This window comes from Paraburkholderia phenoliruptrix, assembly GCF_019511605.1.
Classification (GTDB): Bacteria; Pseudomonadota; Gammaproteobacteria; order Burkholderiales; family Burkholderiaceae; genus Paraburkholderia; species Paraburkholderia phenoliruptrix_A.
Genome location: NZ_JAEUAV010000001.1, coordinates 518400 through 534699, shown reverse-complemented (window position 1 = coordinate 534699; position 16300 = coordinate 518400). Strand labels below are relative to the sequence as shown.

The 16300-nt window shown below is 66.8% G+C and carries 8 protein-coding genes; 1 reads left to right on the top strand and 7 read right to left on the bottom strand.

What is annotated here, in order from left to right:
- Nucleotides 1-66: 66 nt before the first annotated feature.
- The 7 genes from JNB89_RS02295 to bcsD all read right to left on the bottom strand — a co-directional run bounded on the left by JNB89_RS02295 (nucleotide 67) and on the right by bcsD (nucleotide 13299).
- Nucleotides 67-5046 carry a cellulose biosynthesis protein BcsC gene (locus JNB89_RS02295; protein WP_220361096.1) on the bottom strand — a complete coding sequence of 1660 codons (4980 nt, stop codon included), beginning with the start codon at nucleotides 5044-5046 and terminating at the stop codon, nucleotides 67-69.
- A complete protein-coding gene (bcsZ, locus tag JNB89_RS02290) occupies nucleotides 5037-6230 on the bottom strand; it encodes a cellulose synthase complex periplasmic endoglucanase BcsZ (protein ID WP_220361095.1) in 1194 nt (397 codons plus the stop codon). Before bcsZ ends, JNB89_RS02295 begins: the two co-directional genes overlap by 10 nt.
- A 1-nt stretch (nucleotide 6231) precedes the next feature.
- Nucleotides 6232-8772: a cellulose biosynthesis cyclic di-GMP-binding regulatory protein BcsB gene (gene bcsB / locus JNB89_RS02285; RefSeq protein ID WP_220361094.1), complete on the bottom strand. Its 2541-nt coding sequence runs from the start codon at nucleotides 8770-8772 to the stop codon at nucleotides 6232-6234.
- A 3-nt stretch (nucleotides 8773-8775) separates the two neighbouring features.
- Entirely contained in the window at nucleotides 8776-10980 is a 2205-nt protein-coding gene (gene bcsA / locus JNB89_RS02280) for a UDP-forming cellulose synthase catalytic subunit (protein ID WP_013341567.1), read from the bottom strand.
- Nucleotides 10977-11765, bottom strand: coding sequence for a cellulose biosynthesis protein BcsQ (gene bcsQ / locus JNB89_RS02275; RefSeq protein WP_220361093.1), 789 nt, complete (start codon nucleotides 11763-11765; stop codon nucleotides 10977-10979). The genes bcsA and bcsQ overlap by 4 nt, the downstream gene beginning before the upstream one ends.
- The gene (gene bcsP / locus JNB89_RS02270) at nucleotides 11762-12694 is read right to left on the bottom strand and encodes a cellulose biosynthesis protein BcsP (protein ID WP_220361092.1); all 933 of its coding nucleotides are present in this window, start codon (nucleotides 12692-12694) and stop codon (nucleotides 11762-11764) included. The genes bcsQ and bcsP overlap by 4 nt, the downstream gene beginning before the upstream one ends.
- 149 nt (nucleotides 12695-12843) lie before the next feature.
- Nucleotides 12844-13299, bottom strand: a complete 456-nt coding sequence (bcsD, locus tag JNB89_RS02265; protein WP_013341564.1) for a cellulose biosynthesis protein BcsD — start codon at nucleotides 13297-13299, stop codon at nucleotides 12844-12846.
- Nucleotides 13300-13892: 593 nt separating this feature from the next.
- Here bcsD and JNB89_RS02260 point away from each other — a divergent pair.
- The gene (locus JNB89_RS02260; protein WP_220361091.1) at nucleotides 13893-16226 is read left to right on the top strand and encodes a bifunctional diguanylate cyclase/phosphodiesterase; all 2334 of its coding nucleotides are present in this window, start codon (nucleotides 13893-13895) and stop codon (nucleotides 16224-16226) included.
- Nucleotides 16227-16300: the final 74 nt, after the last annotated feature.

Here is a 16300-nt window from a genome sequence, read left to right as displayed (position 1 = left end):
GAAGCGACGAAGAACCGATGAAGAAGCGACAAACAAGCGACGAAGGCGCAGCGCGCCTTCGTCGCGCTAGTTGGACAGCGACAGATACGGCGAGCTGAGCGGCGTCGGCGGGAACGGCTGCAGGCCGGTCTGCTTCGTGAAGCTGTAGCGCATGTAGACGGCGGCAAGCCATTCGCGATATTGATAAGCATTGCCGAGCGATGCCGTTGCTCCGAACGCCAGTTGCGGCGCGAGCTGATATTCGCCGACGGCGCTAAGCGAGTACGAGACGCCGGTCTTGCTCTGGCCGGGATACTGCGCGTTGCTGTCGACGCTGTTGCCGATCAGCGTGGCGTTCGCCGCAGCCGCCGCTTGCAGGCCGCCCGAGTCGCCGAGCGGGAAGTAGTTCGACGCGTCCTGCCGATAATGCTGCACACCGATCGAGCCTTTTACGTCATACGTGAAGGCGCCGTTGCGGCCGGTCCATTCGATCGGCAGGTTCAGGATCACATATTGTTGCGGGCTGAAATAACCGCCCTGGCCATACGTGAAGTACGACAGGTTCTTGTTGTAACGCATGAGCGTCGTGTTCACGCCGACCGTGAGCGTCTGATCGGCGTCCTTCAGGAGGCGCGTATAAACCCCGCCGCCGCCCTTCACCGCGTTGTTGCTCGCGACGTTGTGGCCCTGGTAGTACTGGTACGCCGCGTTCACGTACAGACCGTTGGTGCCGTCGTCCCAGGCGAGGCTTGCGAGGCCGCCCGTCGACGTCACGCCGCCCCATTCGAGACCGGATGCCGCGTCGCGCGTGCCCGCGTACGACAGCAGGCTGTCGGTCACCGCGCGGCGCGCGACGGCCAGCGAATACGACACCTTGTCGCTGATGCCGCCGTTGTACTGCGCGCCGCCGACAAGGTTGGTCTCGCGAAAGCCGATCGGCGTCACGCCGATGTCGCCCGACAGCGAGCGGCCCTCGTAACCGACAGAGAGCCCGACGCCGCTCGCCGTCTGGCTGCCATAGTTGTTGGTGCCTGCCACGGCGGCCGCGGCAGACGTGCTGTTCGACAGGCCCGCGCCGAAACGCGCGAGCGTCGACACGTTGCCCGCGGCCGTCCCCGCATCGAGCGTGACGGGCGTCGCCGTCACGACCACATGTCCGTTGCCCGCCTTGATGCGGCCCTGCACGGGCGCCTCGATGTCGGTGAGCGTGGACAGGCCGTCCTCGCCGCTGCGATTGCGAAACACGATACCGCCAGAAACGGTGCTCGCCTGCTCGCGATTGACCTGCGCCAGTTCCTCGGCCACGCCGAGCGTCTGCGCATTGGCGACATTCGGCTGCGCGTAATTGGCACCGTTGCCGCTCACGCCCGGTTGCTGCGGGTAATACGCTTGCGCGTAGCCGGTGGGCGGCTGCGGAATGTAGGGTTGCTGCTGCGCGTAGTAGCCCTGATTGCCGTAAGCCTGCTGCTGGGGCGGGTAGGGTTGGTAGGGCTGCTGTCCATACTGTTGTTGCTGCACATAAGGCTGCTGCGCATAAGGCTGTTGCTGCGCGTGCGCCTGCTGCTGCGGATACGGCTGATAAGCTTGCTGCGCGTAACCCTGCTGACCGTAGTACGGCTGCTGTTGCGCGTATCCCGCTGCACTGCGGCTGTTCTTCGACGCGCTTTGCTTCTTCCCCGTAGTGCGCTTGCCGTTGGCCGCGCCACTCGTGGGCGCCCCATAAGGCTGCATGGCGCCGGCGTTGGCCTGCGCCGCGCGCGCGGCCGGCGACATGGGCCACGGCGTAGGAACGTAGCCGTCCGGTGTGCCGTACTGCTGCTGCGGATAGGGCGCCTGCTGCTGGCCGTACTGCTGCGCATACGGAGCCTGCTGCTGCGCATAAGCCGGGTTGTACGGCTGCTGCATCGGCGCCGAAGCCGGCATCTGCTGCATCGGCGCCGCGCCCGGCATTTGCGACGCCCCTGCTTCGCGGCCCTGTCCAGGGTAGGGCTGCAACGGCGCGCCCGACTGGCTCGAACCGTTGCTCTCCTGACCATAGCCGCCGGCGTCGGCATTCTGGCGAGGCGCGTTGTACGGCAGCGCGGCAGGCGCGCCGTTCGGCGCATAAGGCTGCGTGCGTGGCTGCAGGTACGGCTGGGAGGTTGGTTGCACGTACGGCTGCGAGGTTTGCTGTGAAGCTGGCTGCGTATACGGTTGCGCAGGCGCCGCATAAGGCGCGACGGAAGAAGAGCCATACGGCGCGACATACGGGGCTACATACGGCGCTACATACGGCGCTACATACGGCGCTACATACGGCGCAGGCTGCGTGGGCGGCGGATAGTTCGGCACGGTCTGTGTCGGCAATGAGGACTGCGAGTACGGAAGGGAAGCGCGCGCGGCATTCGCCGAAGCATTGAAGCCGAGCGCGGCATTATCGGCATCGGTCGGCGCGACCGTCGCGGTTTTTCCTTCGAAGGGATTGGTGCCTGGCAGCGGCGTAGCGCCGATGCGCCGCATCGCCGTCTCCCAGCCGCGCGGCACGTTGCTCGTGGCGCTGGTGCGCGGCGCGTTCGCCATCAACGGTGTGTTTGCGGCGACGAGCGATCGTTGCAGATACGTCGACGCCAGCGAGAGCTTGCCCTCGGCGCGATACATGCGCCCGACCGTGGCGAGCACACCGGGGTCGTCGGGCGCCGCCTTCAATGCGTCTTTGGCGAGCGCTTCCGCGTAGTCGAACTGCTTTGCGCCCGACGCAGCGGAAATGGCCGCCTGCAGCAGATTCAGATCGTCGGGCTTGCGCCGCAACGCGACGCGATAGCTTTCGAGCGCGTTGCGGTCGTCGCCGGCAGTCGCATACAGGCGGCCGAGCGCGGCTTGCAGATCGGGGTTGTCCGGCATCGCGGCGAGCCACGGCGCGATCACGTCGTAGGCGCTGGCGAGATCGCCGCGCCGACGCACCAGGTCGCATTGCTTGATGACGATGCCGACGTTCAGGTTGCCGAAATCCGTGCGCTGCTGCGGCGTCAGCGGCATTGACGCGAGCCGCCGCATCACCATGCCGAGTTCCGATTCCTGCTGCGTGGCCGACAGAATGCCTGCGTATTGCAGCAGCAGGTCGGTGTTGCCGGGCGCCGCGCTCATCGCACCGCGCACGAGCGTCAGCGCGCGGTTCGGGTCGCCGGCCTGCTGGTAGCCGGCCGCGAGCACGCCGATCAGTTCGGGACTGTTGCCCGCCACCGGTTCGGCCGCGCGCAGCGTCGCCAGCGCCTGTTGCGTCTGGCCGGCGTGCGCCATACGAGTCGCGAGTTCCGCCTGCTGATGCACCCATAGGCGATGCTGCAACGACGCCATCGCGTCGGTGCGTTGCGCCGCCGGTATGCGTTCGAGTTGCGCGAGACCGGTCGACCAGTCCTGCGTTTCCGCGGACAGCAGCGCGCTCGCGTACAGCGCATCCGTCATGTCGGGATGCGCGGCGAGCAGACCGTCCATCATGCTGCGCGCGTTGGCGACCGCCCCCTGGCGCACGTAGATGCGCGCGAGGTCGAGGCGCAGCCACGGGTCGTCGGGCGTGTTCAGCAGCGCGTCTTCGAAGAGACTGCGCGCGCTGCCCAGGTCGCCGCGCGCTTCGGCCGCGCGAGCCTGCGCGGCCTGCGCTTCGCCGCGCAGACGGTTGATGCCGCCCGCCTTCGACTGCTGTTCCGCGTTCAACTGATTGGCAAACTGCAGCGCTTCGTCGCCGCGGCCCTGAGCGGCAAGGGCGCCGACCAGTCCGCGAATCGCGTCGGGGTTGTCGGCCTGGCGGCGCAGCGCCATCCGGTATGCCTGTTCGGCGCCGGCGGCGTCATGGTTGGCGAGCAGCATTTCGCCGAGCAGCACCTGCGCGGTGACGTCGGACGGATTCAGCGCGATTGCGCGTTCGAACAGCGCTTTGGCTTTCGCGAACTCGCCGTTGCTGCGCGCGCCGATCGCGTCGCTCGTGTAGGTCCAGTAGGTCGCACTGTCGAGCGCGGTTTTCCAGCGCGCCGGGTTGCCGTTGCGCGACGCGCGCTCCAGGTAGTTGCGCGCCTCGGCGAAATGCTCCTGCTTCAGCGCGGCAATGCCCATGCCGCCGAGCGCGTCGGTGTCGTTTGGACTATTGGCCAGCACCGACGAAAACTTCGCGCGCGCGCTGGCCGGGTCGTCGTGATCGAGCGCGGCGAAACCGTCGGCGATCAGGCGTCCGCGCGCGTCCACGCTGGCGTTTTCCTGCGCGCGCTCACGCGCAGCCTTATCCTGCTGCACCATCGAATCGAAACGTGCCTTCACGGCGGCGTCGTCGCTTGCGCCCTGCAGGTAGGCCTGGTACAGCGCGGCATCCGAGGGACGCGCGTCGAGCCAGAGCAGCGCCTGGCGCCAGCTCTTTTTCGCCGACGCGCCCACCGTGCTGTCGCCCGCCAGCTTTTGCAGCCGCGCGATACCGTCGCGGCGCGTGACGTCGCGATAGGTCAGATGCTGCGCGTAAGCGAGCGCGTAGCGCGGATCGTCGGGATTGTCGCGCGCCAGCTGTTCGAGTCCGCGGCGCGCCTGGTCCCAGCCTTGCGGCGTCGCCGAGAGGGCCTGGTAGTATTCCAGCTGCAATTCGGGCGTGGCCGGCTTGCCGGTCAAAGCCCGCTGATACTCCTGCACCGCGCTCGCGCTCTGACCGCTTTGCGCGAGCCGCCGCGCGTCGTTCACGGTCTGATCGCGCAGGCTCGATTCGCCGAGCCGCCGGCCCAGGTCGTCCAGCCGCGGGTAGTCGGGCGCGACCGCCTTCAGGCGTGACAGGTACTGCTGCGCGCCCGCGCCGTCCTTGCGGTCCGCGAGCACCATGCCCATGCCGAACAGCGCGTCCGGCTGTTTCGGGTCGATGCGCAGAACCTTGAGCCACGCCTGTTCCGCAAGGTCGCCACGCTGATGCGACTGCCAGTACTTGCCCTGGTCGATCAGCACGCTCATTGGATCTTTGGACGCCTGCGCCAGCGCGTCGGGCGCGGCTGCGGCCAGGCAGCAGACGAGCGGCGCGCTCAGCGCAAAGCGCAGCGACCATGCGAGGGCGCTCAGTCGCATGCGTTTCTCCAGTTCGGCACGAGACGGCCGCTTTCGTCAAAGCGATAGCGCCCGTCGATGAAACCCGTGCCGAACAGGCCCAGCACCCTGTCGTAGTACACCGGCTCATGGCCCGGCACGCTTGCGTCGAGCGCAGCCAGGTGCGTGCGCGCGAGGCCGAGCCCGTGCGCGTCGCCTTGCGCCTTGAAGTACGGCGCGAGCGCGCCCCAATAGCTGAGCGGACCTTCGCCGCTTGCGTTGCCGCTGGTCGACGACACTTTCTCGGGCGGAAAGCCGTTTTGCGCGACGCGCGCGCGCATGCCGCCGAGCGCCGCGAGCCACGGCTTCGCGAGCGGATCGGCGGGCGCCGCGAGGCCGGCCCACAGATAGACGCGAATCGCGTCATAGCTGCCGGTGTCGCCGCTTTTCGGATCGACCACGAACTGGCCGTTCTGCCACGCGGCCCAGTCGGGCGCAAAGCCTTGCGGCGCAGTGGTCCTGATCAATCTGTAGGCGCTCTCGGCGAGCTTCGCCCACGGGCCGTTGGGCAACTCCTGCGCAAGTGCGCGCAGCACGGGCAGCGGCAGATAGCTCGGATTGAGCCGCGTGACGCCGCCGTCCTTGAAGCCTTGCGGTCCGGGCAGCAGCATGGGACCGACACCCGGCAGGTTGGTCATCTCGTCGCGCGCGATGCGGGCCGCGAGTGCCTGGCCGAGTTGCGTGTAAGCGGGCTCGTGCCACAGGCGTCCGGCTTGCAGCAGGTCGTAGGCGATCCACAGGTCGGAGTCGGAAGCCGAATTAGGATCCAGCACGCCGTACGAGCCGTCCGCCTTCCTGCCCCATAGCCAGGCCGGCAGGCGCACGTTCTGCGGATCGAACTGATTGCCCGCGAGGTTCATGCGCGTCCAGTTCAGGAGCCGGTCGAAGGTCGCGCGATCGTTCGCGACGAGGGCGAAGAAGAGGCCGTACGACTGGCCTTCCGAGGTGGTCTGCTGGGTCGGCGTCGAGTAGTCGATCACGCGGCCGTCGGCCTGCACGAAGCGTTCGACGAAAGTGCGATAGCCGCTCCAGTCGCCGCAGGCGCCCGGCGCGGCAGCCGGCTGCGCAGCCTTGACGAGCCGCGCGAAACCCGCCGATGCCGTGAGTCCCAAAGTCAGGCCGAGCGCCAGCGCGAGGCCCTGTTTCCTGTTGATTCGAAACTGCATATCAGTCCTGTGAATCCTTCAAACGGCGCGCCGCAATGGAGCGCAGCATCCGGTAAAACAGCCCGGCGATGATCAGCGCGGCGAGCACGCCGCCCAGCATGAGCAGAAGCGGATGCGACGACAGCGCCCAGCGCAGGTACTCCTGCGGCGACAGATGGCCGACATAGTAGGCCTCGCCGTTCGAGGCGATGGTCACCGTGCGGCCGTGAATCACGGCCATCGCGCCTTGAATTTCCGGCAGCATGTCCGCGTCGAGCAGCGCGGCGGACAGATCGGCGTCCGACTGGCCGGCCGCGCTGATCAGCGCGACCGCGCTGCGGCCCTTCCTGAGCGGCGACTCGAAGCCGGTGAGGAGCGCGTCGCCGTTCGAGCTGACGAGCGTCAGGTCCGCGCGCGCGGGCAGGCGCTCGACACCGCGTTCGCCGTGCCACCAGTCCTCGAGCTTGAAGACGATGTCGGAGATCTGGAAGGTGTGCGAGTCGCCGTTGCTCGAGAAGGGCATCGACTTCGCCCAGCGTTGCAAAAGCGGCTGCTTGCCCGGCGCGCCGAAAATCAGCAGGTCCTTGTCGGCGTACTTGTCGACGTCGTCGGCCGTGCTCACGGTCACGCCCGCCACCGGATAGCCGGTCGAGGCGCCCATGCGGCCCATCGTCAGCAGATACAGGCTGTAGTCGCTCGAGTCCGCGTCCTGCGGCAGGATCGCCGCAGTCTCCGACAGATCGGCCATGCGCGTAAACGGAAAGCCGCTGTTCGCGAACGCGGCCAGATCCGGCAGCGCCATGTAGTGCGGGAACGACGAGAGGTCGATGGTCGAGTTCGGGTCCACCGCGCCGACCACGTTTTGCAGCAGGCGGCCATGACATTCGCCGGTATTCGGAATGTCGTAATAGAAGTGCAGGCGCAACTGTGCGCGCGGCGTCAGCAGAAGCGGCGGGATATGCACCGTGCGGCGCGCCTCGGCGGTCTTGTCGGGCAGCACCCGCGCGAAGTAATGGCTCAGTTCGAACATGGAGCTCGACTCCGCCGGAATCGGCAGCGACTGCACGAAGCCCTTGTTCACACTGACGTTCAGCGACGAGCGGTCGCGCAGCGGCCGGGGCGTATAGCGGTAACGCAGGTCGATCGGCGCGCCCTTGGTGTGCCACATGAACAGGTCGGGCGGCACCCGCAGGTTCACGTGGACCGCGTCGGCGTCGTAGCCGGACACGGTCAGGTCGCTCGCGTCGGCGAGTTCGCCGAAGCGGACCGGCCGGTTGGTCGGCAGCCAGTTCGGCGCGTCGTACGGGACGCGCTTCGCGAGTTCGGTCAGGCCCGTGATGGTGGCGCTTTGTCCGGTCAGCATGTTGCGGCCGATACCGAGCGCGCGCGCGGCGACCTTCAGCTCGGCGTCGCTGCGCCCGAGCACGAGCAGCAGCTTGCCGCGCGCAGGCGCGTCGCGCTCCACTACCGCGACGGTCGGGCCCGAGATGGGCGGAATTTTCACGCCGGCGGGACGCTGATCGTCGGTGGCAAACACGACGGCGTTGCCCGACAGCGGCACGTTGTCCTGCTGCGCCGGGAAAACCGCGCCGCGATAGCCGGCGAGCGCGCCGAACCACGAGGCCACGATGCCGCCCGCTTCGAGCGTGCCGGCGCTGGGCTTTTGCGGGAATACAAACGGCAATTCGAGGCGGCGCACGTCGCGGCGGTCGAAGAACGGCTGCGGCAAGGCCGCGAGATCCGGCTTGCTGGCAAGCGACGCATACGTGAGATCGAGCGAACTCGCATTGCTGACGGTGGCCCACAGCGAGGAGTTCGCCGGGTCTTCGCAGTTCGTCGTGTAATGGCCGATCAGCTGGATGTTCAGGTGATTGAATTCGGTGACGAAGCGCGGATCGATCGAAACGTCGCGTGCCACCGTCATGCCGGCCTGCTCGCGCGGCACGGGCAGCGTGGCGGCAACCTCGCCGTTCACCAGCACCTTCAGCTGCGAGAGGTTGGGCAGCAGCGCGGGCGAATAGCTATAGATCAGATGCAGGACCGCACCGGTCACCACTTCGTCGCCGCGCACCGAGAATGCCACGCCGTTCTGGCCGTCGGTGCCGCGCAGTTGCAGCGGGTCGAGCGCGCCAAGGTCGGCGAACGTGAGCGTCTGGCGGCGGCCGCCCGGCACCAGTGTGCCCGGCTCGGCCGTGGTGGGGGTCTTGACGCCGAGTGCCTTTACGGCCGAGGCGGCGAGCGCAGGCGTCGGCATGGCGAGCGGCGCCTGCGCGATCATCGAGGAATCGTAGGGCACGGCGGGGCTCGGCGGCGCGACGTTGCCCATGCCTGTGGCGACGGCCGCCCCGCTGGTCGGACCGGCGGCCGCAGCCGCCGCTTGCGCCACCGAGGCGAGCGGCGCCGAGATCGCGGTTTGCAGCGCGAGCCAGCAAGCGAGCCCGCGCGCCAGGCGCGAAGCGCGGCTGCGTTGCGCGCCGCGCGGCTGGCCGTCTGTATCGCTGCGCGTGTCGTTGCGCTCGTGCTTCGAGCGTTTGGTGCTTCCCTTCGCCATCCTGTTGCGCATAGATCAGTCTTTGGTTTTTAGCTTCTTGACGTCCACCGGACGGCTTTTCAGCGAGCTTCGCAGGTCGCTGTAAAGATGTTCGAAGAGACCCGCGATGCCGCGCGCGCCGACCGTGAGCACGTGCGAGAGGCCGCGCAGCGGCGTGTCCTGCTGGCGTCCTTCGGCCCAGCCGGTCCAGGCGTCGGCGCGTGCAAAGGTGGTCTTGACGAACTCGTACTCCTGCTCGCGCGTCATCGCGGAGAAGCGCAGTCCCACGCGGCCCGGCGCGGTGAAGCCGACGGTGGCGGGGAACGCGTATTCCTCGTCGCCGCGAAACAGCGAAACGGTGACGCGCTCGTGCATCGGCACCTGAATCGCGGCCGGCAGCGCGACACCCACGCCGCCTTCCGAATAGTCAATGGTGCGGCACGCGAGCGTGCGTCCGGTCGAGAACTTCAGCATGACCGGCATTTCCATCGCGACGCGGTGCACCGCGCGAATCTGCCGCCGCTCTCTGGCCGCGGCCACGCTCGCGCCGAGAATCAGCATGTTGTAGACGGTCCAGCCGAGGTTCAGCAGCGTGGTCTGCACGACGCTGCGCGTGTGCCAGTTCAGATAGATGTGCGCGATGCCCACGCAGAAGCCGATCAGGTTCAGCAACAACAGGAACAGGTACGGCCGCGAGATTGCCCAGTCGAAATAGTTCTTTTCGATCTGGCCGCCCTTGGCCGTCACGTTGAACTTGCCGAGTTTCGGGTTGATTAGCGCGAGCAGCGTGGGCGCGGTAATGTACGACGCCAGCACCGACTCGTACACCTCGGCCCAGAACGAATGACGGAACGAGCGCTGCATGCGCGAATTGGTAATGCTCGCGTGCATCATGTGCGGTAGCGCGTAGATCGCAATGGTGCTCGCGGCGGCTTCGATCACGTGCGCGCCGAAGAACAGATACGACAGCGGCGCCGTCAGGAACACCAGACGCGGGATGCCGTAGAAGAAGTGCATCATCGCGTTCAGGTAGCACAGGCGCTGACCGAGCTTCAGCCCCTTGCCGGTGAGCGGATTGTCGATGCGGAAAATCTGCGTCATGCCGCGCGCCCAGCGGATGCGCTGGCCGATGTGGCCTGACAGGCTTTCGGTGGCGAGCCCGGCGGCTTGAGGAATCGCCAGATAAGCGGTGGTGTAGCCGAGCCGGTGCAGCTTGAGCGCCGTGTGCGCGTCTTCGGTGACGGTTTCCACTGCGATGCCGCCGATCTCTTCCACCATGCTCCGGCGCAGCAGCGCGCACGAACCGCAGAAGAACGTGGCGTTCCACAGATCGTTGCCGTCCTGCACGAGCCCGTAGAACAGCTCGCCTTCGTTCGGCACTTTGCGGAAGGTGCCGAGGTTGCGCTCGAACGGGTCGGCGGAAAAGAAGTGGTGGGGCGTTTGCAGCATCGACAGCAGCTTGTCGCGCAGGAACCAGCCGAGGCCGATCTGCAGGAACGAGCGGGTCGGAATGTGGTCGCAGTCGAAAATGGCGAGGTATTCGCCGCTGGTGATCTTGAGCGCCTCGTTGATGTTGCCGGCCTTCGCGTGGCGGTTGTGCGTGCGGATCGTCCAGTTGACGCCGACTTCCTCGCAGAACGCCTTGAACTCGGGACGGCGGCCGTCGTCGAGCACGTGGATGGACAGCTTGTCGGCCGGATAGTCGAGCGCGAGCGCCGCGTAGATGGTCGGCTTCACCACCGAGAGCGGTTCGTTGTAGGTGGGAATGAACACGTCGACGGTCGGCCACGCGTCGCGCGAGGCGGGCAGCGGCATCGGCTTGCGCTTGAGCGGCCATGCCGTCTGGAAGTAGCCGAGCATCAGCACGAGCGTCGAATAGACTTCGGCGGACACGAGCAGCAAACCCCAGGCGGCGTCGAGCGGATGCTCCCAGTAGGTCGTCGCGGTGAGCCGCCAGTACATATAACGGCCCGAGGTGACCACCGAGAGCATGATCATCACCATCGTCGCGTAACGGCCTTGCAGGCGGCGAAACAGCAGCGCGGCGACGAAGCAGCAGGTGGCGAACGTGAGTTGCTCGTAGAACGCGAGCGGCACCGTGAACACGAAGTACAGCGTGACGAGCGCGAGCAGCGTGACGAGCGCGGTGACGATGCGGCTATTCCAGAAGCGCGCGTCGACGAAGCGTTCGAGCCGCGACGGTTCCACCGCTTCGATGGGCTGCGATTGCGGCGTGCTCATGCGACGTTCCTCGGCGAGACGGCGATCGCGTCGACCGCCGCCATGAGCCAGGTGCCGCACGCGCGGAAGTCGGCGGCGGCCTGGCTCAACGGGTCGTAATGGATGAGCGTGGTGTCGCAGGCAAGCGCTTCGCTCACGCCTTCGTCCAGATGGATCACGCCGGGGAACAGTCTGTCGCCGAGCATCTGGCGCAGCACCTTCAGCACGTCCTTGGTCAACTGGCGCGACTGGTCGATCTGGTTCACCACGTAACCGACGCCGCCGAACTCCGAGCGCGGCGCCGCGTAGGTGTCGATCAGCCGCTCCATCTGCGGAATGGCCGCGTAAGACGCCGCGTCGGCCAGCACCACGTTCAGCGCGAAGGTGGCCGCGCACAACGCGGCGCGCACGTACGCGGAGGAACCCGGCGGCGTATCGACGATCACCACGTCGGACGCGTCGAGCCGCAAGCTGCGCAGCGCGTGCGCGAGCCACAGCGGGTCCTGGTCGACATGTGCCTCGAAGCGGCGGCGGTCTTCCTCGAGCACGGCGCCGTAGGGCAGGACGGTCACGCCGTCGACGCCGTCGAACATGACCGACTGCCACGCGTCGCCGGTCAACGTGGCGCGCGACAGGCCGTCGATGCTGTCGAGCGGCACGCCGAAGTGCAGGCGCAACGCGTTCTGCGGATCGAGGTCGAGCGCGATTACGCGACGGCCGCTCGCGGCCAGCACGGAAGCCAGATTGGCGGCAAGCGTGGTCTTGCCGACGCCGCCTTTGGCGGACACCACCGCGATGACCTTCATGAGCGACGCGGGCCGTTGACGAGCCACGAGTTAGGCGCCGCGGCTTCGGGCGCGCGCGCGGAGGCGGCGGTGCCGTGCGGCGTGCCGCGCAGACGGTCGAAGAGCGACTGCAGCGCGACGGGTTGCGCCGCCGGCGCGGCGGCGCGGGTGGGCGCGGAGTCATCCTGGCGGCTGAAAAGCTTGCCGAGGATCGAAGTTGAGGGCGGTGCAGATGTGTGAGTTGCGGCTGGCGTGGGTTCGAACTCGGGGGTTGCCGCTGACGCGGGCGCGGACGCCGATGCGGACGCCGACGTGAAGGCGGACACCGGCGGCAACGTGGACCTTGCTGTCGCCGCCGACGTCGCCGCGGATCTCGCCGCCAGCAATGACGCCGACATCGGTGCCACAGCCGGCGTGACGGTCCTCACTGTCGCTGTCGCGGGACCCGCTGTCCCGGCCTTCGCATGCAAATCCGTCTGCGCCTGAATGCGCGAGTCTGCCGACGCGGGCGGCAAATCAGCCGCCGATCTCGAAGGCGACACCCGCGCCGTCGTGCCGCTCGTATCCACTGTGCCAAAGCGCGCCGCGCCGCGCGGCCCGGCCGGCGCAGCCACCGCCGCGACAACCGGCGGAATGTCGCGCCGCGGCGATCGTGTGAAAAGCGGCGCTTTAGCGCGCATGACGGAAACGGCGTCTTTCGGCGCGGCGTCCTGGCGCGCGGCGGCAGGCGCTGCTGCGGCGGGCTCATCGTCGGCGGCCTCGGGCTTCGCGCTCGTCTGCGCGTGCTGTCCGATAGCGGGAATCGGCGGTTGCCGCAGATCCAGCGTGACCAGCAGCGGCCAGCGCGTGCGCGCCGTATGCGCTTCGTTTTCGCGACCGATTTCCTGGTACGCGTTGGCGTCGCCGCCGAAATGATCGAATAATTTTTCGATGTCGCTTGATGAACTCATGATGCCGCCATTCTTGTCATGACCCGCGTTACCCGGTCTTCATGCGCAGCCGCCGCAGACCCAAACCGATTACCAACCGGCTGGCGGCGCGCACCGGTCCTGCGCGCCGTCAGCCTTTGTCATTGTTATTGTTTGCCGCTGTTGTTACGTCACAACGCGTGACGGCCGAGCCGGAATTCCAGCGCGGTATCGTCCGCATAGTCGCCTGTCTGCACGACCGACAGGCCCTGCGCGCCGAGCGCGCTCAACCATGTCTGGTACGCACCCTCAAGAAAGGCCGGCGTCCACGCGAGCGCGCTGTCGCCGAATGCGGGCAGCGGCGCGCAGTAATGGACGATGCGTAGCGACTCGCGTTCGTCCGCCAGTTCAACGTAGCCCCAATCGATCGCCTGCCAGCGCGCGTTCAGCGTACGCGCGAGGTCCGCCGTCGAGTCGCAGGCAGGCAGCGGATGCGCGGCCGCAAAGCGGCTACCCACCCGGTGCATCAACTGACGCAGCTCGGCGGGGCCAATCTGCGCTTCGAACTCTGAGGCCAGTGCAGAAAGCATGCCTCGCCATTGCGGTGACAGTTGACGTTCGAGCAGGTAATCGAGGATTGCAGCCATGTTGTCTGGAGAATGGCCGTCGCGGGAAACTGATACCGCAGATGCCGACGACCGGGTGCAGGAGAAAGGTGTTCGTATAAATCGCGCGTTGCACGCAGACGCAAGTTATTTTTGCCGCAATAACCAGGCGCTTCCGCACAGTTTGGAGCAGTCTACTTAAGACATTAACTTTTAGCCACTTTCGGTCACCTGTCCGATACGCGCGAAACGGTCGCTCGATCAGCACATGGCCAGCTTGCCGCGCCGTGTCGACGCCTTGCGAAGCCGCCCGTCGTGCAGTTCGCAGCGTTGAACTCGCATGAAGGCGGGGCGGAGCCGGTTGTTTGAGGCTTTGCTTGCCACGCGCGGACCGTCGTGAAAATGCAGCGCGCAATAATACCTTCGGAATTAATTTCCGGGCGCTGAATGTATGATCTTTAACAATGTGGGCCGCAATCGGCATAACCGGATGTCGGCTGCATGACAACCCGGCGGCTCGCCTGCCAAAAGCCTTCCCGTGTATTAATTGCCGAATCATGTCGTAAGGCTAAATATTCGTCAGATGTTTGCCGATATACATAGGTAGAGTGACCGGACCTGCCCCTAGCCATCCCATGCTCCTGACCTTGCCGCAGCAATCCGCCGATGCCGGCCTGCGCGAGCGCTTTCACCGGCGCTCGCTCGAACACCAGCGTCCGCTTTCGACGGTGACCATGGCGTTCACGGTCGTCGCCTTTCTTTGCCTCGTGGTGGCGCGCGGCTTCGCCGGCGAGCCGGCGAAGCCGCTTGCCTACCGGCTCGGCTGCGCATTGGTGCTGGCGCTGCTGGTGCTCGCCATCCCGCGCACGCGGTCCACGTGGACCTTCGGCGCGATCGGCGTGGCGTTCTCGCTCACGCTGGTGGTTGGCCTCGCGCTCAACGTGGCAGGCGTGCAACAGCCGCTGTTGTGGAGCTTGCCGGCTCTGGTCGTCATACCGGTCTGCGCCGCGCCGTTGTGGCTCACGCCCACGCATTTCTTCGTCGGCAGCGCGTTCTTCTACGCAGCGGCGGCTGGTTTGCTGCTCGGTGCGCCGCGCACGGCCGAGTTGAATATCGTGGTGTGGATGTGGGTCGCGGCGATCGGCATGCCGACCGCTGTGGTTTTTCATTTCGGCTTTTACTGGTTCCGGCGCAATCACTTCCTGCTCGAGGACCGACTGGCACAACTGGCCGCTACCGATCCGCTGACCGGCCTGCAAAACCGCCGTGCATTCGTGACCCAGGCAGAGCGTCGTCTTGCCGACGTCGCACAGGGCGGGCAGGTAAGCGCGATCTTTCTCGACATCGACAACTTCAAGTCGCTGAACGACCGCTTTGGACATGCGGTGGGCGACCTCGCTCTGCGTCAGGTCGCCCAGGTTCTGCTCGATGGCACCTCGCGCACCGACAGCGTGAGCCGGATCGGCGGCGAGGAGTTCGCGGTGCTGTCGAGCAACGGGCTTCGCGGCGCGCTCGAGCTCGCCGAGCAATTGCGCGGCGCGATTGCGGCGCTGGAGCGTCCCGACGGCAATCTGACCGCGAGCTTCGGCGTGGCCGAGCACCGCACTGGCGAGAACATCATGGTGCTGCTCGATCGCGCCGACGAAGCCTTGCTGCGCGCCAAGCATTCCGGCCGCAACCGCGTGTGCGCCGAGCGCCCGCTACCCGACGCCCCGCTGCAACTGCTGATCGAGGACGCGTGCGGCGCAGCGGGCACGGCGGGCTCGCGGCATAAATGGGAGGACTATTACCTGACCTCGCATTTTCAGCCGCTCTTCAGCCTGTCGCATCAGAAGCAGATTGGTTTCGAGGCGCTGCTGCGCGGCGAACTGGAAGACGGCACGCTGCTGCCGCCGGCCGTGCTGTTCGCACCCAAGCCGTCGAGCGACGAGGGCGTGCTCGACCGCGCGAGCCACGCCGTGCATCTGGCCAATGCGCGCGCTTCGTTGCCCGGCGAAGGCTGGCTGTTCCTCAACATTCTGCCGGCCACCTTCGTCGCCGAAGGCTATGCCGATGAACTGGCCGGCATCGTGCAAAGAGTGGGGCTCGCGCCGGAGCAACTGGTGCTGGAGATTCTCGAATCGCACGGCGGCAGCGTCGACGACATGTCGCGCGCGGCGGCCTTGTACCGGGAGCACGGGTTCGTGATCGCGGTCGACGACTTCGGCGCGGGCCAATCGAACCTCGACCGGCTGCTGCGCATTCGACCGGACATCGTCAAGCTCGACGGCGAACTGATACGCGCGACAGGCCACGGCACAGGCCAACCGATTTTGCCGAAGCTCGTGTCGCTGTTGCATCAGGCCGGCATGCTGGTGGTGGTGGAGGGCGTGGAGACGACCGAGGAACTGATACTCGCGGTCGAATCGAACGTGGACTTCGCGCAAGGCTATCTACTCGGGCGGCCAGCCCCCGAGATCACACCGCCGGGTTCGGTGCATGTGCGTATAGACGATGCTTTCGACGTGATCGCGCAAGGCCGCGCGCATCAGCATGCGCTGTTCGAATCCGAGGTGGAGCCGTATCGCGTCGCATTGCGCGAGGCCGCAGCCGCGTTGCAGGCGGGCGCCGACATGACGCGTGCATTCGCCACGCTCGCGACGTACGAGCGTTCCGTGAGCTGTTTTATTCTCGACGATTCGGGGCGGCAGGTCGGGCCGGAGGTGCCGGGCCCGGCATGGGTGAGAGACGGCGCGTCGTTGCAGCCAGTGGCCAATCCACGCGACGCGCGCTGGGACCATCGGCCGTATTATCGCAATGCGGTGCTGCTGCCGGGTGTGCCAGTCGCCAGTAATCCTTACCTTTCTCTCGCGAGCGGCCGGCCGTGCATTGCGGTTACGCTCGCCGTGCAGTTCGCGGATGAGCGCTCGGTGATCGGCGTGGAGCTGGACTGGTCCGCGCAAGGGCTGCCGTGGCCGGCGGGGGAGTGACAGACAGCCGAACGCGCAAGGGTGCCGGGCTTCATTCGCGGTAGTGCACCGTGGAGTGTGCGATTACCCGCGTT

Excerpts from the sequence above, each read along its gene's own strand:
- bcsB (WP_220361094.1), bottom strand. The coding sequence starts at position 8,772 with ATGCGCAACAGGATGGCGAAGGGAAGCACCAAACGCTCGAAGCACGAG.
- bcsZ (WP_220361095.1), bottom strand. The coding sequence starts at position 6,230 with ATGCAGTTTCGAATCAACAGGAAACAGGGCCTCGCGCTGGCGCTCGGC.
- JNB89_RS02260 (WP_220361091.1), top strand. The coding sequence starts at position 13,893 with ATGCTCCTGACCTTGCCGCAGCAATCCGCCGATGCCGGCCTGCGCGAG.
- bcsA (WP_013341567.1), bottom strand. The coding sequence starts at position 10,980 with ATGAGCACGCCGCAATCGCAGCCCATCGAAGCGGTGGAACCGTCGCGG.
- bcsP (WP_220361092.1), bottom strand. The coding sequence starts at position 12,694 with ATGAGTTCATCAAGCGACATCGAAAAATTATTCGATCATTTCGGCGGC.
- bcsD (WP_013341564.1), bottom strand. The coding sequence starts at position 13,299 with ATGGCTGCAATCCTCGATTACCTGCTCGAACGTCAACTGTCACCGCAA.
- JNB89_RS02295 (WP_220361096.1), bottom strand. The coding sequence starts at position 5,046 with ATGCGACTGAGCGCCCTCGCATGGTCGCTGCGCTTTGCGCTGAGCGCG.
- bcsQ (WP_220361093.1), bottom strand. The coding sequence starts at position 11,765 with ATGAAGGTCATCGCGGTGGTGTCCGCCAAAGGCGGCGTCGGCAAGACC.